Annotated in this window: 21 protein-coding genes and 1 pseudogene; 10 read left to right on the forward strand and 12 right to left on the reverse strand. The window is 66.1% G+C overall.

From position 1 onward, the window contains the following. The 3 genes and pseudogenes from Q4C89_RS15135 to Q4C89_RS07880 all read right to left on the reverse strand — a co-directional run. A pseudogene (locus Q4C89_RS15135) lies at positions 1-179 on the reverse strand (transposase); the annotation flags it as partial. After that, complete coding sequence (locus tag Q4C89_RS07875) at positions 116-556, reverse strand: IS5 family transposase (RefSeq protein WP_368493222.1); 441 nt, start codon at positions 554-556, stop codon at positions 116-118. The pseudogene Q4C89_RS15135 and the gene Q4C89_RS07875, both read right to left, overlap by 64 nt. Positions 557-712: 156 nt before the next feature. Further along, complete coding sequence (locus Q4C89_RS07880; protein WP_303102058.1) at positions 713-2,509, reverse strand: acyl-CoA dehydrogenase; 1,797 nt, start codon at positions 2,507-2,509, stop codon at positions 713-715. 94 nt (positions 2,510-2,603) lie between these two features. Between Q4C89_RS07880 and Q4C89_RS07885 the strand changes: the two genes are divergently transcribed. From Q4C89_RS07885 to Q4C89_RS07900, 4 genes are all read left to right on the forward strand, one after another. Further along, the gene (locus Q4C89_RS07885) at positions 2,604-3,578 is read left to right on the forward strand and encodes an NADPH:quinone oxidoreductase family protein (RefSeq protein ID WP_303102059.1); all 975 of its coding nucleotides are present in this window, start codon (positions 2,604-2,606) and stop codon (positions 3,576-3,578) included. Continuing rightward, on the forward strand, positions 3,575-4,042 hold the full coding sequence (locus Q4C89_RS07890) for a MerR family transcriptional regulator (protein WP_368493223.1): 468 nt from the start codon (positions 3,575-3,577) through the stop codon (positions 4,040-4,042). The genes Q4C89_RS07885 and Q4C89_RS07890 overlap by 4 nt, the downstream gene beginning before the upstream one ends. Positions 4,043-4,268: 226 nt before the next feature. Then, positions 4,269-5,018, forward strand: a complete 750-nt coding sequence (gene modA, locus Q4C89_RS07895; protein WP_303102060.1) for a molybdate ABC transporter substrate-binding protein — start codon at positions 4,269-4,271, stop codon at positions 5,016-5,018. After that, on the forward strand, positions 5,008-5,796 hold the full coding sequence (locus tag Q4C89_RS07900; RefSeq protein WP_303102061.1) for an ABC transporter permease: 789 nt from the start codon (positions 5,008-5,010) through the stop codon (positions 5,794-5,796). The genes modA and Q4C89_RS07900 overlap by 11 nt, the downstream gene beginning before the upstream one ends. A gap of 53 nt (positions 5,797-5,849) precedes the next feature. Here the strand turns inward: Q4C89_RS07900 and Q4C89_RS07905 are convergent, their stop codons facing one another. Continuing rightward, positions 5,850-6,821: an alpha/beta fold hydrolase gene (locus Q4C89_RS07905; protein WP_303102062.1), complete on the reverse strand. Its 972-nt coding sequence runs from the start codon at positions 6,819-6,821 to the stop codon at positions 5,850-5,852. Positions 6,822-6,884: 63 nt separating this feature from the next. Here Q4C89_RS07905 and Q4C89_RS07910 point away from each other — a divergent pair, with 63 nt between their 5' ends. Continuing rightward, positions 6,885-7,430 carry a helix-turn-helix transcriptional regulator gene (locus Q4C89_RS07910; RefSeq protein WP_303102063.1) on the forward strand — a complete coding sequence of 182 codons (546 nt, stop codon included), beginning with the start codon at positions 6,885-6,887 and terminating at the stop codon, positions 7,428-7,430. 15 nt (positions 7,431-7,445) lie between these two features. Here Q4C89_RS07910 and Q4C89_RS07915 read toward each other — a convergent pair whose 3' ends face one another. The 6 genes from Q4C89_RS07915 to Q4C89_RS07940 all read right to left on the reverse strand — a co-directional run bounded on the left by Q4C89_RS07915 (position 7,446) and on the right by Q4C89_RS07940 (position 11,448). Beyond that, complete coding sequence (locus Q4C89_RS07915) at positions 7,446-8,213, reverse strand: CopD family protein (RefSeq protein WP_303102064.1); 768 nt, start codon at positions 8,211-8,213, stop codon at positions 7,446-7,448. After that, positions 8,210-8,626 (reverse strand): copper resistance protein CopC, encoded by a 417-nt coding sequence (locus Q4C89_RS07920; protein WP_303102065.1) that lies wholly within the window; start codon positions 8,624-8,626, stop codon positions 8,210-8,212. The genes Q4C89_RS07915 and Q4C89_RS07920 overlap by 4 nt, the downstream gene beginning before the upstream one ends. Continuing rightward, the gene (locus Q4C89_RS07925) at positions 8,623-9,042 is read right to left on the reverse strand and encodes a hypothetical protein (RefSeq protein ID WP_303102066.1); all 420 of its coding nucleotides are present in this window, start codon (positions 9,040-9,042) and stop codon (positions 8,623-8,625) included. The genes Q4C89_RS07920 and Q4C89_RS07925 overlap by 4 nt, the downstream gene beginning before the upstream one ends. 176 nt (positions 9,043-9,218) lie before the next feature. Next, on the reverse strand, positions 9,219-10,184 hold the full coding sequence (locus Q4C89_RS07930) for a cytochrome-c peroxidase (RefSeq protein WP_303102067.1): 966 nt from the start codon (positions 10,182-10,184) through the stop codon (positions 9,219-9,221). A gap of 18 nt (positions 10,185-10,202) precedes the next feature. Next, positions 10,203-10,940, reverse strand: coding sequence for an MbnP family protein (locus Q4C89_RS07935; protein WP_303102068.1), 738 nt, complete (start codon positions 10,938-10,940; stop codon positions 10,203-10,205). A gap of 79 nt (positions 10,941-11,019) precedes the next feature. Next, positions 11,020-11,448 (reverse strand): DUF2946 family protein, encoded by a 429-nt coding sequence (locus Q4C89_RS07940; RefSeq protein ID WP_303102069.1) that lies wholly within the window; start codon positions 11,446-11,448, stop codon positions 11,020-11,022. 72 nt (positions 11,449-11,520) lie between these two features. Here Q4C89_RS07940 and Q4C89_RS07945 point away from each other — a divergent pair, with 72 nt between their 5' ends. Then, complete coding sequence (locus Q4C89_RS07945) at positions 11,521-12,705, forward strand: glycerate kinase (RefSeq protein WP_303102070.1); 1,185 nt, start codon at positions 11,521-11,523, stop codon at positions 12,703-12,705. Between the two features lie 48 nt (positions 12,706-12,753). Next, a complete protein-coding gene (locus Q4C89_RS07950) occupies positions 12,754-14,334 on the forward strand; it encodes an ABC transporter substrate-binding protein (RefSeq protein ID WP_303102071.1) in 1,581 nt (526 codons plus the stop codon). Positions 14,335-14,401: 67 nt separating this feature from the next. Here Q4C89_RS07950 and Q4C89_RS07955 read toward each other — a convergent pair whose 3' ends face one another. Further along, on the reverse strand, positions 14,402-16,567 hold the full coding sequence (locus Q4C89_RS07955; RefSeq protein WP_303102072.1) for a S8 family serine peptidase: 2,166 nt from the start codon (positions 16,565-16,567) through the stop codon (positions 14,402-14,404). Positions 16,568-16,615: 48 nt separating this feature from the next. Continuing rightward, positions 16,616-18,445: a hypothetical protein gene (locus Q4C89_RS07960; protein WP_303102073.1), complete on the reverse strand. Its 1,830-nt coding sequence runs from the start codon at positions 18,443-18,445 to the stop codon at positions 16,616-16,618. Positions 18,446-18,744: 299 nt separating this feature from the next. On the opposite strand from Q4C89_RS07960, the gene Q4C89_RS07965 reads away from it, so the two are divergent. The 3 genes from Q4C89_RS07965 to Q4C89_RS07975 all read left to right on the forward strand — a co-directional run. Next, complete coding sequence (locus tag Q4C89_RS07965) at positions 18,745-19,647, forward strand: ABC transporter substrate-binding protein (RefSeq protein WP_303102074.1); 903 nt, start codon at positions 18,745-18,747, stop codon at positions 19,645-19,647. 79 nt (positions 19,648-19,726) lie between these two features. Further along, positions 19,727-20,905, forward strand: a complete 1,179-nt coding sequence (locus tag Q4C89_RS07970; RefSeq protein ID WP_303102075.1) for an ABC transporter permease — start codon at positions 19,727-19,729, stop codon at positions 20,903-20,905. 138 nt (positions 20,906-21,043) lie between these two features. Then, a partial coding sequence (locus tag Q4C89_RS07975) for an ATP-binding cassette domain-containing protein (protein WP_303102079.1) occupies positions 21,044-21,194 on the forward strand: 151 nt, incomplete at its 3' end.

Consider the following 21,194-nt stretch of genomic DNA (forward strand, 5'->3'; position numbering starts at 1 on the left):
AGCTGCAACTTGGGTTGTGCCTCCCGATACTCTTTCAACAGCATTTCGCCGCCATTACGATCTGTCACGTTGGCCGGAAGCACTTTGACCTTGAGGAGGAGTCCCAGAGTGTCTGTCAGGATGTGATGTTCTCGCCCGTTAACCTTTTTGCCCCCGTCGTATCCTCTGGGCCCCCTTTTTGGGAGGTTTTGACGCTCCGGGAATCGATACTGCCTGCACTGGGGAGTGCATTGCGACCAGCCAGTTGCCGAACTTGAGAGCGGAGCGCATCGTTGATGCGCTCGTAGGTTCCATCATCTCTCCACTGTGAAAAGTAGTCGTAGACCGTCTTCCAGTAGGGGAAGTCGGCTGGCAACATTCGCCAGGACGTGCCGCCGCGCTTGACATAGAAGATGGCGTCGAGGATGTCACGACGGGCATATTTTGCTGGTCGGCCACCAGACTGAGGGGCAGGGATGAGCGGTTCCAAAATGGCCCACTCTTCGTCAGTCATATCAGAGGGATAAGTGGGTACACGTGCCACTTGACAAGTGTAGAATATTTGGAAATCTGCCATTCCAGAACCTTTCCGGACAGTCTCTTATCGATAACGTGGTATGTCCGTATCACCCGCCGAGAGGCTGTTGCTCCTGGCCCATGGCTCAGAGCCAGTCGGCACAGGAGGCTTGATACTGACTTTGCACGCTATCCATAGTGATTTTTCAAAGCCTTATCAGAACCACTCCGGCTGCATTTCCAGCGTGGTCGTGTCGGCGCTTGCCAGCAGATCGGCCCAGACGCGCACCTTGGGCAGTTCGTAGTGGGCGAAGAACCGGGCGGCGTGTACCTTGCCCCGGTAGAAGTCGGCGTCGTCCCCCCGGCTGCCGGGCAGGGCGCGGGCCGCGGCTTGGGCCTGACGCAGCCACATCCAGCCCACGACGGGGTGGCCCAGCAGGTCGAGCGCGGTGGTCGAGTTCGCCAACAGACGGTCAGGCCCCAGTTCGGCGGCGCGGCCCAGCAGATTTTGCAGGGCGGTGGTCGCCTGTTCCAGTGCCGTTCCCAGGGCGACACGCAGGTCATTCAGTTCGGCGTGCTCCTCGGCGGCCTTCAGGTCGGCCTGCATCCGGGCCAGCAGCAGTTCCAGGCCGCGTCCGTTCGCTTGGGTCAGCTTGCGGCCCAGCAGGTCGTTGCCCTGAATGCCCTCGGTGCCCTCGTGAATGGGGTTGAGGCGGTTGTCGCGGTAGTACATCTCCACCGGGGTGTCGCGGGTGTATCCGGCCCCGCCCATCACCTGAATCGCGTCACTGAGGGCTTCCTGGCTGTACTTGCTGGGCCAGGATTTGACGATAGGCGTCAGCAGGTCGAGCAACAGGTGTACGTCTTCGCGTTCCGCTTCGGGGCCGGTGTTCAGGTCGTCCACCAGTGAGGCCGCGTACAGCCCCAGCGCGAGGCCGCCTTCCACATAGCACTTCTGCCGCAGCAGCATCCGTTTCACGTCGGCGTGCTCGATGATGGCGACGGGCGGGCTGTGCGGGTCTTTGCTGCTCGGCAACCTGCCCTGATGCCGCTCGCGGGCGTAGTCCAGACTTGCCATGTACCCGGCGTAGCCCAGCATGACCGCGCCGATGCCCACGCCGATGCGGGCGTCGTTCATCATGTGGAACATCTGCGCGAGGCCGCGCCCCGGCTCGCCCACGATTTCGCCGATGGTCTCGCCGCCCTCACCGAAGTTGAGCAGCGTGTTGGTGGTGCCCCGGTAGCCCATCTTGTGGTTGAGGCCCGCCAGCACGACGTTGTTGCTCTCGCCCACACTGCCGTCTTCGTTGATACGGTAGCGCGGCACCAGAAACAGGCTGATGCCCTTGACCCCCGCCGGAGCGCCCGCGATTCGGGCGAGCACCAGATGAACGATGTTCTCACCGAGTTCGTGTTCGCCGCCCGAAATCCACATCTTGGTGCCGCGAATGGAGTAGGTGCCGTCCTCGCGCAGGGTCGCAGTGGTGGTGATGTCGGCCAAGCCTGACCCGGCGTGCGGCTCGGACAGGGCCATCGTGCCGAACCAGCGCCCCTCCAGCATCGGGCGCATGTACTTTTCCTTCTGCTCGGGCGAGGCGAACACCCGTTGCAGGTTGGCGTTGCCGAGGGTAAGCAGCAGGTAGCCGCTCGAAGCGATGTTGGCCGCCTTGAAATTGGCCTGCACCGCCTGCGTCACCACCCAGGGCAGTTGCAGGCCGCCCCATTCCTCGTCGTGGTGGGCGCTGAAAAACCCGGCATCGCGGGTGGCTTCCATCGCTTCTTTCACGGCGGGCACCAGCTTGACTTTGCCGCCTTCCACATGCGGCTCGTTCAGGTCGGCTTCGCGGGCGTGGTTGGCGAAGTACTTCTCGGCCACGTTGTAGGCGAGGTTCAGCACGTCGTCATACACCTCGCGGGAGTGCTCGGCGAAGCGGGGACGCTCCGGCAGGCGAGCGGTGTCCAGCACCTCGAACAGCTGGAATTGCAGGTCACGGCGACTGAGAAAAGGGGTCATAGTACACCTCCAGGGAAAGACAGGGCGAAAAGGGACGAACATGAAAATGTCCGTGGACGTTCACTTTGCACGTTGGCGTTACTATAATCCAACTATGCGTGCCCTTACCTGCCAGGAGTTCGACCAGCCCGAAACCCTCACCGTGCAGCAGAAGCCCGACCCGGTGCCCGGCCCCGGCGAAGTGGTGATCGAGGTCGCTGCCGCCGGAGTCAACTACCCCGACGCCCTGATGGTGATGGGCCAGTACCAGGTGCGCCCGCCGCTCCCCTTCGTGCCCGGTGCAGAGGCCGCAGGCACCGTCAGCGCCGTCGGTGAGGGTGTCACGCACCTCAAGCCGGGGCAGGCAGTGGTCGCTTTCACGGGCACTGGGGCCTTCTCGACCCACCTCGTCGCCTCCGCTGCCCAGGCCATCCCGCTGCCCCCCGGCTTTCCGCTCGAAGTCGCCGCTGGTCTGCCGCTGGCCTACGGCACCGTGCTGCACGCCCTGATTCAGCGCGGCAACGTCCAGCCCGGCGAAACGCTGCTGGTGCTGGGCGCGGCAGGCGGCGTGGGTCTGGGCGCGGTCATGATCGGCAAGGCGCTGGGGGCCAAGGTCATCGCCGCCGTGTCCACCGAGGAAAAGGCCGAAACGGTGCGCCAGCACGGAGCCGACGAGGTGATTCGCTACGACCACGAAGACCTACGCGAACGCCTCAAGGCCATCACGGGCAAGGCAGGCGTGGACGTGGTGTTCGACCCGGTGGGCGACCGCTACGCCGAACCCGCCTTCCGCTCGCTGGGCTGGGGCGGACGCTACCTCGTCATCGGGTTCGCGGGGGGCGAGATTCCGCAGCTTGCCCTGAACCTGCCACTCCTCAAGGGCGCTTCGCTGGTGGGCGTGTTCTGGGGCGAGTTCGCCAAGCGCGACCCCAGGGCCAACGCCGCCAACATGGCGCGGCTGCTGGGCTGGATAGCCGAAGGTCAGGTCAAACCTCTGGTCAGCGCCCGCTACCCGCTCGAACGCGGCGCAGAAGCGATGCGCGCTTTGCTGAACCGGGAAGTCACCGGCAAGGTGGTCATCGTTCCTTGAGCACTCCCGAGACCCTTCCGCTGGCGTCCGAAGCCGACAGCCAGACGGCCTACTACACCACGGCAGAACTGGCCCGCGCCGCCGGAGTCACGCGCCGCACCGTGATGCACTATGCCGAGCTGGGGCTGCTGCCACCCGATGAGGTGACGGCTTCTGGGCGGGTGCTGTACGCGCCGTACTCGCTGCGGTTGCTGCGTGACCTGATCGACCTGCGTACCCTGGGCATGACCCTGGAAGAAGCCCGCGACATGGTCATCCTGCGCCGCGCCACCCACACCCCCGACGGCACGTACCGCCGCGACTGGGTACGGGCGGACATTCCCCTGGACGACGAACAGTTGCAGCGCCTTCAGACCCGGCTGCATGTGCTCAACCGTGCCCACGAGCGGCAAAAGGAAGGACTGGCCCGCTTCGACCGCTGGCTGACCAAGCGTTTCCCGACCACCAAGCCGGAGCAGGAGTAGCGCTGCCCCGCCACCTTTACCAGTAACGTGGTATGCCACCCGCCGAGAGGCTGTTGCTCCTGGCCATGAGCTATGGGCCATAAGCTCTGAACAGCCTTTTCATGGCTCATGGCCAATAGCTCAGAGCCAGGGTGCGCCATTCGGAGTCCTGCTCTTCCGTTCGTACTCGCGCCGCTCGGTAAAAATGTGGTCTGCCCTTTCGTCAAATGCTTTAGGCTGAACCGCCATGCGCCGCCTGCTTCCGTTTCTGTTTCTGCTCGGTTCGGCCCAGGCCGCGCAGTTGACTGTCTTTGCCGCCAGCAGCCTGACCGACGCCTTCACCGAACTGGGGCGGGTGTTTGATGCCCGGACGGGGCACCGCACCCGCTTCAACTTCGCCGGGTCGCAGGTGCTGCGCACGCAACTGGAACAGGGCGCACGCGCCGACGTGTTCGCCAGCGCCAACGCCGCGCAGTACGCTCCCCTGGTGGCGGCAGGACGGGTCGAGCCGGGCCAGACCTTTGCGCGGAACCGACTGGTGGTCATCGCGCCCGCGAACAACCGCGCCGTGCAAAAGCTCTCCGACCTGACCCGGCCTGGCCTCAAGCTGGTGCTGGCGGCCCAAGGCGTGCCTGCCGGAGACGCGACTCGCGCTGCCCTTTCCAGCCTCGACCGCGCCGGAACCTATGGCGGTGACTTCTCGCGCCGGGTACTGGCGGGCGTGGTCAGCGAGGAACCCAACGTGCGGCAGGTGGCGCTCAAGGTGGGGCTGGGGCAGGCCGACGCCGCCTTCGTGTACCGCAGCGACGTGACGCCGCGACTCAAGGCCGCCGTGCGCGTCATAGAACTGCCGGCCCGTTTCAATCCGCCCGTCGCCTACCCCATCGGCGCGGTCAGGGGCGGCAACCGCGAAGCGGCCCACGCCTTCATCACCTTCGTGCGCTCGGCCCAGGGGCAGGGCATCCTGAAAAAATGGGGGCTGCTGGGTGCGCCCTGAGAGGCGGGAAGCTGTCCCCTTTCTGCTGAGCCTGCCGCTGGCGCTGCTGCTGGCCCTCCCGGTGCTGACGCTGCTGCTGCGCGGCCTGACTCCCGACACTTGGCCTGCCCTGCACAGTCCCGCCGTGCTGGACGCCCTGCGCGTAAGTGCGGTGACGACGCTGAGCAGTTTGGCCCTGACGCTGCTGCTGGGCACGCCCCTCGCCTACGTGCTGGCACGGCGGCAGTTTCGGGGCAAGGCGTGGATAGAAAGCCTGCTCGACCTGCCACTGGTGCTTCCCCCGGTGGTGGCGGGCGTGGCGCTGCTGCTCACCTTCGGGCGGCTGGGCTGGTTGGGGCGTCCGCTGGAGATAGCCGGGGTCAGCCTCGCCTTTACCCCGGCAGCAGTGGTGCTGGCGCAACTGTTCACGTCGGCCCCCTTTTATGTCCGCACGGCGCGGGCGGGGTTCGCCCACTTCGACCCCGACATAGAGGCGGCGGCGCGGGTGGACGGAGCCGGGGCGGGCGAGGTTCTGCGGCACATCACCTTGCCGCTGGCCTGGCCTTTTTTACTGGAAGGCGCGGTGCTGGCCTGGGCACGTTCGCTGGGCGAGTTCGGGGCCACCCTGCTCTTCGCGGGCAGTCTCGCCGGGCAGACGCAGACCGTGCCGCTCGCCATCTACGCCGCGCTGGAAAGCGACCTCGGCCCCGCGCTGGTGCTGAGTGCCTTGATGGTGTTGCTGGCTTTCGGCGTGCTGCTGCTGCTGCGGGGGCTGGCGAACCGGGCTGAGAAGAGGTAGTCATAAAGACCCGCCTTCCAACGCGGAAAGCGGGTCACGGGCCTGTCTCAATCTCAGGGCTGGGCGCTCCAGAAGGTTTCCAGCGCGGCCTGCGTTTCCTTGGGCTTTTCCCAGTGCGGCAGGCCGTCGGTTTCTGGAATGCGGACGACGCTCGCATTGGTTTTCTGCGCGAACAGGGGCAAACGGTCGAACGAAACGAAGCCGTCCTGGTCGTAGAGCACCAGCGTGGGCGTATTCAGTTTGCTGTACAGCTCGCCGTAAGCGTCGGGCGTGAACAGCCGCCCACTCACGAAATACAGCGGCGCGTACTTGGCTCCGGGCTGGCGGGTGGTGACGACGGCGTAGTCCACCAGGTCAGTGGGAACGGGGCCACGGAAGCTCCGGCTCAGGAAGTAATGAATGCTGGGACGGGTACGCAAGGTGGCGTACAGCGGGTCTCCGATGGCGTTGAGGCGGTTGTAGAGTTTTTGCCCGCCGTCGTCGTCGGTCGCCTGCTGGGTGCCGCCCCTGGGCTGACCGAACCCGCTGGGTGACACGAGGGCCAGCGACTTGATGCGCGGCTCGCTCAGGGCGGCGCGGGCGGCAAATTCGCTGCCCAGGCTGAGGGCCACCACGTCCACCTCGGTGTTCAGTTCGGCGACCAGGGCTTGCAGCGCCTGCGTCATCAGCTGGGGGGTGTAGGTCACGTCGAGACGGTCACTGCTGCCGAAGCCCGGAAATTCCAGCGCGTAGACGGGGCGTTTGCCCACGTAGGCGTCCCACAGCGGCTTGACCTCGTAGGCGCTGCCCGCCGCGTTGATGGCGTGAACCAGCACCAGCGGGCGGCCCGTGCCCCGCGAGTCGGCGTAGTAGGCCACTTTGCCGAATCCAGGCAGCACCAGGGCGCGGCGCTCACCGCTCAGCGCGGGGGGCAGGGCGTAGCCGTCAGTCCCTACAGCAGCGGTCTGGGCGGGGGCGCAACTGCTCAGCAGCACGGCTCCAGCAGCGATGAGGACGACAGAGGTCAGGAGGTGGCGCTTCTTCATGCCTCTCAGCCTAAAGGGTCAACCTTGAATAGTCAATTTTGACTAATCTAGAATGAAGGAACTATGGATAACCCCTCTCTCCCCCTCCCCGCCTTGCCCGACGACGAGCGGGTGCTGCTGCTGCTGGGCCTGCTGACCTCGCAGGAGCGGCACGGCTACGAAATCAACGAGTTTATTGAGCGGCAACTGGGCTGCGTGATTCACCTCAAAAAGGCCACCGCCTACCAACTGCTGGAACGACTGGAGCAGCACGGCTTGATCAAGAGTCACACCGAGCAGCACGGAGCGCGGCCCACGCGCAAGGTCTATGCCCTGACCGAGAGCGGACAGGCGCATTTCATGGAACTCCTGCAAAGGCAACTGGCCGACGAGGAAATTCTGGTGGTGTCCGGCAGCGTGCCCATGATGTTCTGCGAGCACCTACCGGAAGCAGAAAGGGTGGCGGCCCTGCGGCAGCGTGAGGACAAACTGGCGCGGCGACTGGACAGCTACGCCGAACTGATGGGCCGGGTGCCGCTCACCCAGGGCGTTCGACTGGCGATGGAGCGGATTCAGGCGCTCACTCAGGCTGACCTGGACTGGACACGCCGCTTGCTGGACGCAGACTGAAATCGGAGAAAGGACTCACACGCCATGCACCAGCGGCAGCCCGCCCAGCCGCGCCGTGAGCAGCAGCACCAGCGCCAGCAGCAGCAGTTCGGGCCACAGCGCCGCCAGTTTTCCCTGAGCCAGAGAGCGCCGCACCCATCCCGCCGCCGCCAGCACCCCCGCGAAGGCGAGCAGCTTGAGCAGAAGCGTTTGCCCGTATTCCGACTGGCGCAGGGCGTCCAGCGTGGGAACGTGGTTCAGGCCCATCCCCAGCCCCGTGAGGGTCAGCAGGGCCACGCACCCCGCCGCAACGGGCGAGAACCGCTGGGCCGCCACCCTTCTGCTCGGCGCAGGCCACCGCAACAGCGCCGCCAGCCCGCCGACCCAGACGCTCATGGCTCCCGCGTGCAGGGCGTGGAGGCCGCGCACCGTGCCGCCGTGAATGCCGCCGTGACCGATGCCCGCCATGCCCCACAGCGCCCAACTGCCCAGGCCCACCAGCACCAGCGCAGGCCAGCGCCACACCTCTACCAGCAGAAAAAGCGTGGCACACAGCAGCAAGAGCAGCGCCGCCCGCCCCGAACCCACTCCGGTCAGGTAGTCCAACACGTCGGCAGGGGCGAGCAGACCCAGTTCACGCAGCGGCTGATAGACGCTCAGGCCCGCGCCCAGAAAAAGCAGCGCCCAGCCGAGCAGCAGCCAGCGCAACCGCACGGGATTGATCTCACCCGCCGCCAGGAGCCGCCGCGCCGCCCCGCCGCCCAGCAGCAGCGCCAGCCCCGCAAACAGCAGCAGACGACTCATCGAACGTGAAAAACGCTCTGGCCCGTCACCACATGCCCGTCATCGGACACGAAGCGCCACAGCACGGCGTAGGCTCCCGCTTTCAGGTTGGGCTTGAGGGGCAGGCTCAGGGACATTGCCGTCTCCTTGCCCCCTGCCCAGGCATCGGCCCGCGCTGAGGCGTCGTTCTTGGCGTTCAGGGCGGTGTTCAGCAAGGCTTTGGCGGCGCGGTTGAGGCTGAGCTTGTCGCCTGCGGGCAGCGGATAGACCTTGAAAGTAGCGAACCGCAGCGGAATGGCCTCGCTGAACTCAAGTTGCACGGCTTTCGGCTGGCTGACGATGGCGTGGGCCGCAGGCCGAATCCCCGTCACCGCCGTATGCGCCAGCGCCGAAGGGCCGAGGGCGAGTAGCAGCACACTCAGCAGGCGCTTCATGGCTTGGCCCCGTTGTACACGTCGTCCAGCGCGATCAGGCTGATTACCGTTCGGAAGGGGGCGAAGTCGTTGGGTTTCAGTGGCTTGCCGTCCACCACCAGCGCGTAAGCTCCTGCCTTGCTGACGGTGATGACGGTATTCAAGTTGCCGCCTTCGTCAATCTGCGTCTTGAGGACGGTGGGGCGCACGCGGGGGCTGACCGCGCCCTGGTACAGCAGCAGCGTGCAGCGGCACTGGGCGGCATTTAGGGGTTTGCCCGCCACTTTGAGGGTCACGGTCAGCGTGGTGTCGCCATCTACCTGGAGCCGTTCGTTGGTGTCGGTGTGCCACTCCAGCGTGACATTCCCCGCGTCAATGGTGGAGTGGGCCTGAGCGCAGGAGGCCAGGAGGAGAAGGGGTAAAAGAGTGGTTTTCATGGGTTCTCCGTGTTTTGGATGATTGGAGGGCGGCGGGTTTAAAGACCCCTCACCCCTCGCTGCGCGAGGCCCTCTCCCCTTGGTAGAGGGTGGAAAAGTCCTCTTTTCAGATGAGGAGGCATCCTGACCCTCTCTCCTGGGGAGAGGGCCTGCCAAAGGCAGGGGTGAGGGGTCTTCTAATGCCTTTTGGGAGGCGGCCCAAAGTCGGGATTGGTCGCCACTGTCGGGTCGGTCAGCGATTCCAGGAAGGCGAGCAGGTCATTCACTTCGGCGTCGGTCAGTCCCAGCGGGCGCACCAGCGGGTCGGTGTTGGGGTTGGGTTGCCCGCCCGCGTTGTAGTGCTCCACGACTTCGCGCAGGGTCTGCATCTGGCCCGCATGCATGTAGGGCGCAGTCAGGGCGACATTTCGCAGCGTCGGCGTGATGAATTTGCCCACGTCCTCGTCCTGCTCGGTCAGTTGGGCCAGCCCGATGTCTTCGTTGAACAGCACCGAGCCGTTGTTGTGCGGCAGGTTGTCGCTGAAATTTCGGCCCGCGTGACAGTGAAAACATTCGGCCTTGTCGTAAAACAAATCCATGCCGCGCACCTGGGCTGCCGTCAGTGCCGCTTCGTCGCCTGCCGAATAGCGGTCAAAAGGCGAGTGGTAACTGGTCAGCGTGCGCTCGAACGCGGCGATGGCCCGTGTGAGGCCCGTCAAACTGGGCGCTGCGCCGTAAACTTCGGCAAAACGGCGGGAAAAGTACGGGTCAGCCGCCAGCTTTGCCACCGTTTCTTCGGGCCTCAGGTCGTGTTCGTTGTGGTCGGAGAGCGGCCCCAGCGCCTGTAATTCCAGACTGGGGCTGCCGCCGTGCCAGAACAGCCGCGAACGCGCCGCCACGTTGACCAAGCTGGGCGCACTGCGCTTGCCCACGCGCCCGCCCGCGCCGAGGCTCAGCGCCCGCCCGTCGGTAAAGGCTTTGTCCTGCTGGTGACAACTTGCGCAGGCCACCTTGCCGTCACTGCTCAGCAGCGGCGAATAGAACAGTTCGCGGCCCAGCGCGGCCCGTTTCGCCTCACCCGCGTCCGCGACCTGGGCCGAGACGGGCACGAGGCAGAGGGCAGAGAGGAGAGAGAGCGCCCCTATCAGAAGAAATTTCTTCATGGCTGCAAAGGGGTGGAATCAGTGGTGCGAACCCGTATTGGCAGCCTGGGCGCGGCTGAAAGCCCCCGACAGGTTCATGAAAAGCTGGTCGGCGGCTGGCCCCATGTGAACCTGCTGATACTGCGCCTTGGCAAAGTCCCAGGGCTGCCCCGCCACGCCCGCCGCGTAGAGCTTTTGCAGGTCGAGGGCGGCGGCGACGGTGGCGCCCTGCGCGGTGACTTGGAGCGCCGTGCCCGGTTTTTGCAGGTCAGCCAGATTGACGGTGACGCGGTGCGAGTCGCCGCCGACGTGGTTGGCGACTTTTTGCCCGCCCGTTTCGCCCAGCAGCGAGAAGAAGATGTAGCCGCTGTTCCAGGCCCAGTACATGCCCTGCTCTACGCTCAGCGGGGCTTTGGCGGTGGTGGCGTCGGCGTGGTTGAGGGAGCGCGGCACGCCCACGTTGAAGCGCAGGCCACGGTACTCGCCCACGGGCGCGTTGCCCTTGAAAATTTCGATGTTCTGGGGCGGCGTGCCTTTCTTCAGGCTGGCGAGGTTGAGGCCAGGGACAGGCACTTCCCGCCCGTCGGCCCGCACCAGCGCGACTTCGGACACATAGAATTTGACTTCCTGCACGTTCAGTTCCTGCCCGCCGACGCTGAGGGGGTTGTGGTAGAAGAACGGCTTATCCCCGTCGGTCAGCGAGAGGGTAATGGTCAGCGGCGCGGCGCAGGCACTGCCGATGAGGGCAGCAGACAGCAGGGCAAACAGTTTTTGCATGGTGGTTTCCTTTTGTGGATGCGAGAAGCGGCGGGCAGAGAGGGAGCGCGGCTCGACCTCATGGCCCATAGCGCGTGGCTCAGAGCATCCAAAAAGGCGGAGCGCGGGCATCCGCGTAGCTGACCGCCGCCAGCACGCACAATTCCGCACTCCTGACCGGTTGCGGCAGCGCAGCGGGCGGCCCCTGCGGAAGACCGACGATGCCCGCTTCCAGCGCAAAAGCGTTGGTCAGGCAAAACGGGCAGTGGGCGCCGTGGGCCGAATGCTCGTCGGTGGGCTGTGAAGAATGAGACGTGTGCGAGTGCTGGGCATGAGGGTCGGGCACCGCAGTCTGCGCCTTCTCGCCGCAGTGAACGCCCTCCAGCCGCAGCGCCTGCAACTGGGCCGCGCTGACCGTGCGCGGGGTCAGGTCACCAAGCGCGCCCACCCGCGTCTGAAACATGAAGGACGCCAGCACCGTCAGCAGCGCCAGCAAGGGGCGCAGCAGGGACGGCAGGGTCTTCAGCACATCTTCACTCTAGGACAGCGGCGCGGGGACGCCTGCCCCACCGCTGCTCTTCCTCCCCGCTAGCATGCGCCTATGCCGCCCCAACTGCCCCGGATGCTGGTCGCCCCCGACTCGTTTAAGGGCAGCCTGGATGCCCCCGACGTGTGTGCTGCTATCGCCCAGGGTATCCGGCAGGCACTTCCCGACGGAGCCTACATCGCGCAGGTGCCGATGGCGGACGGGGGCGAAGGGACGCTGGACACCCTCACGGCAGCGGGCGACTTCGAGCAGCGGCGTTGCCCCGCCCACGACCCGCTGGGCCGCCCTGTCACCGCCCGTTACGCTGTTTCGCGTGCTCAGAACCGGGCGGTGGTCGAACTGGCCGACGCCTCGGGCCTCACCCGGCTGACCGAGGCGGAGCGTGACCCCCTGCGGGCCTCGACGGGGGGCACGGGTGAGGTGATTCGGCAGGCACTGACCGACCTGCGGCCCAGTGGCGAGGTGCTGCTGTGCCTGGGTGGCAGTGCCACCAACGACGCGGGTGCGGGGCTGCTCAGCGCCCTGGGCGTGCGCTTTGTGGACGAAGCCGGGCAGCCCCTTCCGCCGGGTGGCCTCGCGCTGGGTCGCCTTCACCAGCTCGACCTGTCCGGCCTGCTGCCCCAGGCGCGGCAGACCCGCTTCCGGGTGGCCTGCGACGTGACCCACCCGCTGACCGGGCCGGAGGGCGCTTCCGCCGTGTTCGGGCCGCAAAAGGGCGCGTCGGCAGAGGACGTGGGGCAGCTCGACGCGGCGCTGGAGCGCTTTGCCGGGGTCGTCTCCGCCCAACTGGGCCAGGACGTGCGTGAGATTCCCGGTGCGGGCGCGGCGGGCGGCACGGCGGCGGGCGTACTGGCGGTGCTGGGTGCCCGGCTCGAACCCGGCGCGGCGCTGGTCGCCGAGGCGAGCGGTCTGAATCGCCGGGTCGCCGAGGAGCACTGGCACCTGATCTGGACGGGCGAGGGGCGGCTCGACCACCAGAGTCGGCACGGCAAGGTGGTGTCGGCGGTGTCGGCACTGGCCCGGCAGCACGGTATTGCGGTCGTGGCGCTGGCGGGCGCCGTCGAACCGGGGGCCACAGAAAGCGTGCCGGGCCTGACCGCTGCCTTCGCCATCGCGCCGGGACCACTCGACCTGAACGAGAGCCGGGCGCGAACCGCCGAACTGCTGAGCCTTCAGGCCGCGCAGGTCACGCGGCTGTGGTGGGCAGTCAGGGGTGTCCAGCCTATCCAATCAACTTGACCTTTCCCCTGCTGCTCACGGGCGCGCGGTGGTCTAGGCTCTGGGCCTATGAGACGTCATCTTCTTGCCGCCGCGCTCCTGTGCGGCACCGCCGCCGCCCAGAGCAGCACCCTGGTGGTGGCGGGCAGCGGTGAACCCGCGACCCTGGAATCGGCCAACGCCCACGACTCGGTGACCATGCTGGTGCAGCGCCAGATCTACGACCGCCTCATTAACGTCAAGCCCGGCAGCACCGACCTCGCCCCCGGTCTGGCGACGAGCTGGACGCCCAACAAGGACGCGACCAGTTGGAAGTTCACCCTGCGCCGGGGCGTCAAATTCCACGACGGCGCGCCCTTCAACGCCGACGCCGCCATCTTCAACCTGCGCCGCTGGTGGGACAGGAGCGACCCCAACGGCCTGCGCGACCAGGGCCGCACCTTCACCATCGTGGCTGACCTGCTCGGCGGGTACAAGGGAGACAAGAACGCCATCATCAAGGACATCGTCAAACTGAACGACTACGCGCTGCGGGTGGACCTGACACGCCCCAACACGGTGTTTCCGGTGCAGATGAGCGCGTCCTACTGGGGCATCGCCAGCCCCACGGCGGTCAAGGCGCAGGGAGCCAGATACGGCACGCCGCAGGGCACGGCGGTTGGCACTGGCCCCTTCGTCTTCCAGAGCTGGCGCAGCGGTGAGCGCGTGACGCTGAGCGCCAACAAGTCCTACTGGGGCAGCAAGCCCAAAGTGGACACCCTTATCATTCGGGCCATCAAGGACCCCAACCAGCGCCTCAACGAACTGCGGGCCGGAACGGTGGACATCGCCAGCGACCTGCAACCCGACGATATGAAGACCATTCAGGCCGACAAGAATCTGGTGCTGTACAAGCGGCCCAGCTTCAACCTCGGCTATATCGGGATGAACAATCGCAACGAGTACCTGAAAAACCCCAAGGTGCGTCAGGCCATCGGCATGGCGGTCAACCGCAAGGCCATCGTGGACAACTTCTGGTATGGACTGGGCCGCACCGACACCAGCATTCTGCCGCCCGCGCTGGCCTGGGCCAACAGCCCCAGGGTGCCCGCCGACTACAAGTACGACCCCGCCACCGCCAAAAAACTGCTGGCCGAGGCCGGTTACCCCAACGGCTTTGCCATCGACTTCTGGTACATGCCGATTACCCGCAGTTACTTCCCGCAGCCCAAAGCGACCGCCGAGGCGATGGCGGCGGACCTCGCCGCCGTGGGTATCCGCGTCAACCTGCAAACCGCAGATTGGGCCAAGTACCTCGAGAACCTGTTCGCAGGCCGCATGAGCCTGTTCCAGATTGGGCTGATCGGCGATTACGGCGACCCCGACTACTTCTACGGGGCGCTGTACAACCCCACCTCGACCAACGACATCGGCTGGGACGCGCCCGCCGAACTCGACGCCCTGCTGCAAAAGGCCCGCGCCGGACTGACCCGTCAGGCCCGCGCCGACGCCTACGCCCGCATTCAGGAAATCACCTACGCGGCGGGCTACCGTCTGCCGCTGGTGCATAGCCAGTCGGTCGCTGCCGCCCGCAGCTACGTGAAAGGCTGGGTGCTGAGTCCCTTCAGCAGCGAGCCGCTGAACACGGTCTATCTGGTCGGGAAGAAATAACCGAAACGCGAAAAAGCCTCTGCCCCATGACGAACCGGGGCAGAGGCTTTTTCGTTGCGTTGAAGCCTTATTTGAGTTGCTGAAGTTCCAGAACGTACTTGTTGAAGGGGCTGTCGTCGTCCTGGCCCTTGGCTGGGTCGTCACCGTCCGAAGCGCACAGGATGGTGCAGCTCGACACTTCCAGGTAGTAGGTGCCGTCGGCGGGCAGCGTGTGGGTGAGGGAAGAATCCTGGGCGTTGGCGTCGTCGTTGAAGGCCAGCTTCTTGCCTGCCGAGTCGCGCAGCACCAGGAACGAATCGAGCGACCCGCCGATGGTGGCGCGGGCGTGCACGTCGGCCTGAATCTTGTCGCCCGCCTTGCCCATGAAGGAGAAGAAGTCGAGGTCGCGGGGCTTGCCGAAGATGTAGGCCACGTTGGTCCTGTCGCCGTACTTGATGGGCGCGGCCTGCTCCATCTTGTCGTTCGGCTCGTAGGGGTCGACCGGGTTGAGGTTGACGGCTCCCTTGGTCAGCACGACGCGCAGCGGGACGACGGTGCTCAGCACACTGCCCGAAGTGACGGTGATTTTGCCGACGTAGGAGTCGCGCTCGTTGGGGTTGCCGCCTGTCAGGGTGAGGTCGGGGGTCGCCACGCGCAGGGTGTAGGTGCCGGGCGCGATGGACACGAAGTTGGCGTACCCGTCGGCATCGGTCTGCACGCCGTACACCGCGCCGTCGGCCCCGTCGCCTTCGAGTACCGCGTCGGCAAGAATGCCGGGGACATAGCCGCCGGGCGTCTGAATTTCGACCTTCACGCGGGCTGCGCCGCCCTTCTCGGGCATGTTCCCGGCCTTGAGGCGAGCCGCGAGTTTGTCGAGGCGAATCAGGCCGTGGCCCGTTTCACGGTCGAAGCCCGCCGCGTTGCTGCCCACGCTGGCATCGGCGGTTTCTTCCATCAGGCGGCGCACTTGATAGGGGTCGAGGTCGGGCTTGGCACCCAGAATGAGGGCCGCAGTTCCGGCGGTATAGGGGCCGGAGAACGACGTGCCGCTGATGAGTTGGTAGCCGCTGCCACCATCGGCGGTGTAGCCGCTCTTGCGGGTGCCGTCCTCGTTGATGAACAGGGGCGAGGCGAGCAGCACGTCCACGCCGGGGGCGGCCACGCTGATGTGGCGTCCGTAGGTCGAGAAACCGGATTTTTCGTTGTTGATGTCGAGCGCTGCCGACGCGATGACGCCGGGGAGCTGCGCGGGGTTGCGCCACTCCTCGCGGTAGCTGTTGCCCGCCGAGACGACCACCGTGACATTGCGCTCCAGGGCGTAGTCCATCGCCTGCTTGATCAGCGGCGAGTAGCCCAGACCGCCCCAGGAGTTGTTGAGCACCTGCGCGCCCTGGTTGACCGACCAGATGACCGAGCGGGCCACCAGGTAGTCCCCCACGAAGCCGGGCTGGAAAATAGCGGCGGGGAGGAACTTGGAGTCGGGCGCCACGCCCACGATGCCCTTGCCGTCCTTGGCCGAGGAAATGGTGGACGCCACCGCCGTGCCGTGGTCGATACTCCCGTTTACCTTCTGGTCGAGCTTGCCGTCGATACGGTCGAGCCAGTCGATCCAGTCCTGCACCTTGGTGTAGGTGGTGTTGGTGGCGGGGTCGAAGGCCTTGCCCGCCCAGTTGGGGCGCAGGTCGGGGTGCGAAACGTCGGCGGGGTCGTCAATCACGGCGACCTTGACGCCCTTGCCGGTGTATCCGGCGTCCCAGGCGGGCTGGGCGTTCATGTGGTTGGCGTCCAGTGCGTACTGGGGCAACTGGTCAAAGACCTGCTTGACAGCCTGCTCGCCCAGTTGACCCGTCTTGACGGGAGCCTCGCGGCGCTGCACCAGTTGCGCGGCGGCGTAGCGCACCTGGCCTTCACGCATCAGGCGCACGCCTTCGCTGCGGGCGTCCTTGCCCGCAGGCAGGCCGATCAGGGCCACGTCCAGTTCGGGGATGCGGTCGAGCACCTGCCCGCCCAGGTCGGCGGCGAGGGCTTCGGCGCTGCGGCCGCGCAGGTTCACGACCAGTTGGTTGCGGACATACGTTTCGCCCGCCTTGGTGGTCACGATCTGGGCCGGGTCAATGCTGAGGGGGGACTGGGAGAGGGCAGGCGCGGTACTGGCCTGGGGCGCAGTGCTGACTTGGGGCATGGTGCCGGGCTGCCCACCACAGGCCGCCAGCAGGGTGGTCAGGGTAAGAGCGGCTAGGGAAATCTTTTTCATCGGTCATTCTCCTGGGAGGGGACAAGGGGAAAACGGAAGCGCGTCGGCTCAGGGACGGGTGGTGAAGTCGTTGACTTCGGCCCCACCCTGCTTGACGCCGCCGGGCACGAAGCGCACGGTGTCCGAGGGGTCGCTGTAGACCGAGTAGGCCGCCACGTAGTTGGTCGCCGAAGCAGGCTTGCTGGGGTCGGCGAGGCGATAGGCGTAGCCCTCGTTGATGTACCAGCTGTAGCGGCGGTTGGTCTGGAGCGGCACTTTGGCGGTCTCCAACAAATCGGCCTCGTACTGATGCGGGATGGTCAGCACGTCGCTGGCCGCGTCGTACTTCACGGTGCTGTTGTTGGTCTTGGGGTCGTTGTCGGTGGCCCAGGAGTCGCGGAAGACGTAGTAGTTGTCGGTCTTGAGCAGGTTGCTCAGAATCTGAACTTCTTCCTTGCCTGCCGCGTCGAAGCCCTTGCGCAGGGTCAGGCGGCGGGCCACGTAACCGTAGCTTTCCCCGGTCACGAAGTCGGCCACGCGCACGTTCAACACGGCACCCGTCGCGCCCGTGCCGAACAGGTTCGCCTTGATGGTGTAGTTGGGCGTCAGCTCCACGTCGTGAACGTCCTTGCCGGGGCTGAGCAGCTTGGGCTGGAACAGTGGCAGGGTGTACGTGGGCGCGGCGTCACTGGCGGCCTCGTTGCTGCCGACGGCGACCACCTTATAGAAGTAGTCCTGCCCAGTCACCAGCGAGGCGGTGTTGTCGCTCACGGTGCAGCGGCGCACGGTGGCTTTGGCGTCGGCGGGTTTGGGGCACTGGGCCGCGCCCGCGAAGGCCACCTGGCTGTAGGGGCCGGTCGCCTGGGTCGAGCGCAGCACGCGGAAGCCCGTGACGCCGCTGACATCCACCGGGGTGTCCCAAGAGGTCGTGACCCACAGGTTGGTGCCGGAGGTCGGCGCGTCCACGCCAGGGTTCTGGGTGCCGTACAGGTAGTCGATACGGGTGCTGAGGGTGTAGGACACGGCCCGCACGTTGGTCGGGGCGACCACTTCCTTCGCCGCCGCCGTGCGGTTGATGGTCAGCGGCACGAGGTAGGCCACGCGGTTGTAGTTGAAGTCCAGGCCGACGACTTGCAGGTACACGTCACCCTTGAGGCCGGTGGGGTCGAGGCTGACCAGTCCGCTGTCCTGGCCCTGGCCTTTGCCGCTGGGGTCTACGCCGGGCAGGATATAGCCGGGGTCTTGCTCGTACAGGCCCGCCGCCGGGCGCACGTCGGCCCAGGTGCCGTCCTTGTCGATGGTGACGAGCGAGAACAGGAAAAAGCGCATGATGCGTGGCTCGCTGCTGTTCTTCACGGTGTAGGCCCGCACGTCCACGGTGTTGTTGAAAGCAACGCCCGCCGTCAGGTCTTTCCAGCCCGTCGCTTCACCCTTGTCGTCGTAACCCGTGGGGGTCTGGAGCTTGAGCTGGGGCACGTCTGCCGTGGCGTTGGGGTCCGCCGAGGCGAACTGCGCGACCTTGAGGCGGGTGTTCATGCCCGACTTGGCGACGGCTCCGTTGAACTCCGACCCGGCGGCCTTGCTCTTCATAAAGACCAGGTCGTAGCGGCCCGCTGGAATCTTGGCAAATTCGACGTAGCCCTGCGCGTTGGTCATGGCTTCGCCCAGCGCGACGCTGCGGTCGCCAGTCTTGTACAGGTACACCTTGCTGCCCTCGACAGCGACACCACGGTTGGAGCGCACCACGTCTGCCGACAGGGTGGCGTCTCCGGTACCGGTCACGGGCTTGACGACCACGCCAACGGGTTCAGGCTCGGTGACAGCGGTGTTCTGATTGCACGACGCCAGCAGTAGCGCACCAGAGAGTAAGGTCAGGGACAAAGAGCGTTGCAATTTCATGTGTTCTCCTTGAAAGCAAAATGAGTTGTTGGTCTCAGTAATTTGACACAGGACTTGCAAAACGTAAAGTGTTCCATCTTTCTGTCAGTTCGGCGTAGTGTGCCTCAGGGTGAGCAAAGCGGCGAACGGTTGCACAGGCGCAGAAATGTAGTTCCGGACGCAATGCAGCGCTTGCGTGAAGGATTTGGCCGCGAATGACTGACTTTCGCTAACGCAGCGCCCCTTCGTCTCTGGCAACATGGGGGCCGTTTTCCGCTCGGAGCCGTTCTCACCCTTTTTTCCCTTTCCCGGAGGAACCCATGCGACTCATCCTGACCCTGACTGCCGCCGCCCTGCTCGGCTCGGCCACTGCCAAGCCCATCGTGGTGGGCAGCAAACTCGACCCCGAAGCCCAGATTCTGGGACAAATGCTGGTGCTGACCCTCAAAAACGCGGGCCTGAGCGTGACCGACAAGACCTCGCTGGGCGATACGGGCGTCAACCGCAAGGCGATTCTGGCGGGCGAAATCGACCTGTATCCCGAGTACACCGGAAACGCCGTCTATCTGTTCCCCGCCGCCAAAATCGGGGCCAAGCAGGCGGGCAGCCCAGCGACGATCTACAACCTGGCCCGCACGCTGGACGCCAAAAACGGCATCACCTGGCTGCGCCCGGCCAACATCAACAACACCTGGGTCATCGCCGTGCCGCAGACCCTGGCCCAGAGCCAGAAGCTCAGCAGCGTGGCTGACCTCGCCCGTTACCTCAAGTCGGGGGGCAAGTTCAAAATCGCGGGCAGCCCGGAGTTCTTCAACCGCCCCGACACCATGCCCGTGTTCGAGGCCGCCTACGGTTTCAAGCTGAGCAGCGCCCAGAAACTCGTGCTGGCGGGCGCGACCCCCACCCAGACCCAGCAGGCTGCCGCCCAGGGCACGAACGGCGTGAACGCGGCGATGGCCTACGGCACCGACGCCACCCTCGCCGCGCTGAATCTGGTGGCGCTGTCCGACCCCAAGGGCGCCCAGGCCGTGTACCAGCCCGCCCCCATCATCCGCACCGCCACGCTGAAGGCCAACCCACAAATCGCGCCGCTGCTGCAAAAGGTCTTCGGCACGCTGGACGCCAAGACCATGCAGAAGCTCAACGGTCAGGTGGCGCTGGAAGGCAAGACGCCCGCCGAAGTCGCCCGGACATATCTGAAGAGCAAGGGCCTGATCAAGTAAAGGGTGAAGGGTTCGCTGCGCTGAGGGTTGGGGGGTTTCGGCCCCCTGCCCTGTCCTTTTTTGCCCGGAGGTTTGTTCTTTGAGTGCGCCCGTTTCCCCCTCACCCGCTCGCCTGCCCACTGACCTTCAGACGGTCTTCTGGCTGGCGGCGCTGCCACTGTTGGCGGGGGCTTTCCTGCCCTGGGTGCTGCTGCGGCCCAACCGTCTGGCGCTGGGTAGCTACCAGGGTTTGCCCCCTGCCGAAACCGCTCTGGCCTGCGCGGTGGCGCTGGGGCTGGTGGCCTGTGCCCGCTTTTTTCCTCGCGCCCTGACGTTGCTGGCGAATGCGGCGCTGGCGCTGGGCATCTGGTGGCTGGGCAGCCGCACCGGGGCGGCACTCGCCGGGCAGGGCGAGGCGGCACGGGCGAGTGCCAGTAGTGGCGCGTGGCTGTGGCTGCTGGGCGCGGGCATAGCGACCTACGGGGCCGGACTGGTCGGGGAGCGGCTGGGCGGCGCACAGCGTTTTTTGCGCTGGCTGTGGGTGCCGCTGGTAGTGGCGATGGTGCTGGGCGGACACCTGGCGGGGTGGTCGGTGGTGCGCGAGTATCTGGCCCAGCAGGAACGCTTCGGGCAGGAAGTGGCGCAACACCTGCGGCTGGTGCTGAGCAGCCTGGGGCTGGCGCTGCTGCTCGGTGCGCCGCTGGCGGTCTGGGCGGCGCGGCGCGAACGGGTGGCGGGCGCGGTGCTGGGTCTCGCTGGAGCGGTGCAGACCGTCCCCAGTCTGGCGCTGCTGGGCCTGCTGATTGCGCCGCTGGCGGCTCTGTCTACTGCCTTTCCCGTGCTGCGGAGCCTGGGCATCAGCGGCATCGGCACGGCTCCGGCGCTGACGGCCATGACCCTCTACGCGCTGCTCCCCATCCTGCGAAACGGCGTGGTGGCGCTGCGCGGCGTCCAGGCGGGCGTGCTGGACGCGGCGCGGGGCATGGGGATGACGGGCGCCCAGCGGTTCTGGCGGGTGCAGTTGCCGCTGGCCCTCCCGGTGTGGCTGAGCGGCGTGCGGCAGGCCGCCGTCGTGCTGGTGGGGGTCGCCAGCGTCGCCCAACTGATCGGAGCGGGCGGGCTGGGCTACTTCATCTTCAGCGGGATGCAGAGCGGAGCCGCCGACCTGATCCTGCTGGGGGCGATTCCGGCGGCGCTGCTGGCCGTGCTGCTCGACGCGTTGTTGCGCGGCCTGGAAACGTGGCTGGGGCAGCGCTACGGCGGGCGGTCTCCAGCATGAAGCAGCGGAGCAGGGCCAACACCGACTCGCAGAAATCTATTCTCGACACCAAAGAATGCTGAACACCCATTCGCCCAGATTTTTCTCAGCAGTCAGGCGGTTTGACCGCTTCACCTTTCGCTCCCCAGAGGCCCGGCCATGATCGAGTTACAAAACCTGGAAAAACGCTACACCAACCCGCAGACGGGAGCCGAGGTCTACGCCGTCAAGCACCTGAACCTGACCTTCCCCGAGGGCGAAATCACGGCGCTGCTGGGGCCTTCGGGCTGCGGCAAGACGACCACGCTGC

Source organism: Deinococcus sp., from assembly GCF_030523985.1.
In the GTDB taxonomy this organism is placed as follows: domain Bacteria; phylum Deinococcota; class Deinococci; order Deinococcales; family Deinococcaceae; genus Deinococcus.

What these genes read in the sequence shown, in the direction of transcription:
- Q4C89_RS07930 (WP_303102067.1), bottom strand. Translation starts at nt 10,184, where the DNA reads ATGAAGAAATTTCTTCTGATAGGGGCGCTCTCTCTCCTCTCTGCCCTC.
- Q4C89_RS07875 (WP_368493222.1), bottom strand. Translation starts at nt 556, where the DNA reads ATGGCAGATTTCCAAATATTCTACACTTGTCAAGTGGCACGTGTACCC.
- Q4C89_RS07945 (WP_303102070.1), top strand. Translation starts at nt 11,521, where the DNA reads ATGCCGCCCCAACTGCCCCGGATGCTGGTCGCCCCCGACTCGTTTAAG.
- modA (WP_303102060.1), top strand. Translation starts at nt 4,269, where the DNA reads ATGCGCCGCCTGCTTCCGTTTCTGTTTCTGCTCGGTTCGGCCCAGGCC.
- Q4C89_RS07915 (WP_303102064.1), bottom strand. Translation starts at nt 8,213, where the DNA reads ATGAGTCGTCTGCTGCTGTTTGCGGGGCTGGCGCTGCTGCTGGGCGGC.
- Q4C89_RS07920 (WP_303102065.1), bottom strand. Translation starts at nt 8,626, where the DNA reads ATGAAGCGCCTGCTGAGTGTGCTGCTACTCGCCCTCGGCCCTTCGGCG.
- Q4C89_RS07955 (WP_303102072.1), bottom strand. Translation starts at nt 16,567, where the DNA reads ATGAAAAAGATTTCCCTAGCCGCTCTTACCCTGACCACCCTGCTGGCG.
- Q4C89_RS07905 (WP_303102062.1), bottom strand. Translation starts at nt 6,821, where the DNA reads ATGAAGAAGCGCCACCTCCTGACCTCTGTCGTCCTCATCGCTGCTGGA.
- Q4C89_RS07885 (WP_303102059.1), top strand. Translation starts at nt 2,604, where the DNA reads ATGCGTGCCCTTACCTGCCAGGAGTTCGACCAGCCCGAAACCCTCACC.
- Q4C89_RS07965 (WP_303102074.1), top strand. Translation starts at nt 18,745, where the DNA reads ATGCGACTCATCCTGACCCTGACTGCCGCCGCCCTGCTCGGCTCGGCC.
- Q4C89_RS07935 (WP_303102068.1), bottom strand. Translation starts at nt 10,940, where the DNA reads ATGCAAAAACTGTTTGCCCTGCTGTCTGCTGCCCTCATCGGCAGTGCC.
- Q4C89_RS07925 (WP_303102066.1), bottom strand. Translation starts at nt 9,042, where the DNA reads ATGAAAACCACTCTTTTACCCCTTCTCCTCCTGGCCTCCTGCGCTCAG.
- Q4C89_RS07950 (WP_303102071.1), top strand. Translation starts at nt 12,754, where the DNA reads ATGAGACGTCATCTTCTTGCCGCCGCGCTCCTGTGCGGCACCGCCGCC.
- Q4C89_RS07880 (WP_303102058.1), bottom strand. Translation starts at nt 2,509, where the DNA reads ATGACCCCTTTTCTCAGTCGCCGTGACCTGCAATTCCAGCTGTTCGAG.
- Q4C89_RS07960 (WP_303102073.1), bottom strand. Translation starts at nt 18,445, where the DNA reads ATGAAATTGCAACGCTCTTTGTCCCTGACCTTACTCTCTGGTGCGCTA.
- Q4C89_RS07910 (WP_303102063.1), top strand. Translation starts at nt 6,885, where the DNA reads ATGGATAACCCCTCTCTCCCCCTCCCCGCCTTGCCCGACGACGAGCGG.